The following is a 1225-nucleotide window of genomic DNA, read 5'->3' on the forward strand; positions in this document are numbered from 1 at the left end:
GTCACACCCGTTCCCATACCGAACACGGAAGTTAAGCTCTTTAGCGCCGATGGTAGTTGGGGGCTTCCCCCTGTGAGAGTAGGACGTCGCTAGGCTATATGATAAAATTATTCCGAAGTAGCTCAGTTGGTAGTAGCACCTGACTGTTAATCAGGTTGTCGCAGGTTCGAGTCCTGCCTTCGGAGCCATTCTTGGAGAGTTGTCCGAGTGGCCGAAGGAGCACGATTGGAAATCGTGTAGGCGGTTAACACTGTCTCAAGGGTTCAAATCCCTTACTCTCCGCCAGCACTTTAAGGATTTATCATTCCAAACGAAGGCCCCTTGGTCAAGTGGTTAAGACACCGCCCTTTCACGGCGGTAACACGGGTTCGAATCCCGTAGGGGTCACCATTTTTCAATACCCAGATGGAGGATTAGCTCAGCTGGGAGAGCATCTGCCTTACAAGCAGAGGGTCGGCGGTTCGAGCCCGTCATCCTCCACCATTATTTAAATAAATCACCTTATTATCGCGGGGTGGAGCAGTGGTAGCTCGTCGGGCTCATAACCCGAAGGTCGTTGGTTCAAATCCGGCCCCCGCAACCAAAATGGTCCCGTGGTGTAGCGGTTAACATGCCTGCCTGTCACGCAGGAGATCGCCGGTTCGATCCCGGTCGGGACCGCCATTTTTTAAAAGAATATGGGTCAGTAGCTCAGTTGGTAGAGCATTAGATTGAAGCTCTAAGTGTCGGCGGTTCGATTCCGTCCTGACCCATCACATTTTTTTGCCGGTGTAGCTCAGTTGGTAGAGCAACTGACTTGTAATCAGTAGGTCGTGGGTTCGACTCCTATCGCCGGCACCATGACTTTCCCGGAGGGGTAGCGAAGTGGCTAAACGCGGCGGACTGTAAATCCGCTCCTTAGGGTTCGGCGGTTCGAATCCGTCCCCCTCCACCAGTTTTAATTTAATAGGGGCATAGTTCAACGGTAGAATAGAGGTCTCCAAAACCTTTGGTGTGGGTTCGATTCCTACTGCCCCTGCCAATTAATTTAAAATAATAAAATATAATAATATGGCGGTTGTGGCGAAGTGGTTAACGCACCTGATTGTGGTTCAGGCATTCGTGGGTTCGATTCCCATCAGTCGCCCCATTTAATTTAAAATAATAAAATATAATAATATGGCGGTTGTGGCGAAGTGGTTAACGCACCTGATTGTGGTTCAGGCATTCGTGGGTTCGATTCCCA

11 tRNA genes and 1 rRNA gene are annotated in these 1225 nt (G+C 50.0%); all 12 read left to right on the forward strand.

The annotated features are described in order from the left end of the window. Positions 1 to 95, forward strand: a 5S ribosomal RNA gene (gene rrf, locus ACIQ7T_RS13070); the annotation flags it as partial. Between the two features lie 16 nt (positions 96 to 111). Next, positions 112 to 188 (forward strand) — tRNA-Asn (locus ACIQ7T_RS13075). Positions 189 to 193: 5 nt separating this feature from the next. Next, positions 194 to 285 (forward strand) — tRNA-Ser (locus ACIQ7T_RS13080). 30 nt (positions 286 to 315) lie between these two features. Continuing rightward, positions 316 to 390, forward strand: a tRNA-Glu gene (locus ACIQ7T_RS13085). 17 nt (positions 391 to 407) lie between these two features. Further along, a tRNA-Val gene (locus ACIQ7T_RS13090) sits at positions 408 to 483 on the forward strand. A 25-nt stretch (positions 484 to 508) separates the two neighbouring features. Next, positions 509 to 583: transfer RNA gene (locus ACIQ7T_RS13095), tRNA-Met, on the forward strand. A gap of 4 nt (positions 584 to 587) precedes the next feature. Then, positions 588 to 663 (forward strand) — tRNA-Asp (locus ACIQ7T_RS13100). A 16-nt stretch (positions 664 to 679) separates the two neighbouring features. Then, positions 680 to 752, forward strand: a tRNA-Phe gene (locus ACIQ7T_RS13105). A gap of 12 nt (positions 753 to 764) precedes the next feature. Beyond that, positions 765 to 840, forward strand: a tRNA-Thr gene (locus ACIQ7T_RS13110). A 10-nt stretch (positions 841 to 850) separates the two neighbouring features. Then, positions 851 to 934, forward strand: a tRNA-Tyr gene (locus tag ACIQ7T_RS13115). A 13-nt stretch (positions 935 to 947) separates the two neighbouring features. Then, a tRNA-Trp gene (locus tag ACIQ7T_RS13120) sits at positions 948 to 1021 on the forward strand. 32 nt (positions 1022 to 1053) lie between these two features. Continuing rightward, positions 1054 to 1129, forward strand: a tRNA-His gene (locus ACIQ7T_RS13125). The last annotated feature ends 96 nt before the right edge of the window (positions 1130 to 1225 follow it).

The sequence above is a fragment of the Lysinibacillus sp. NPDC096212 genome (assembly GCF_044763105.1).
Taxonomy (GTDB): domain Bacteria; phylum Bacillota; class Bacilli; order Bacillales_A; family Planococcaceae; genus Lysinibacillus.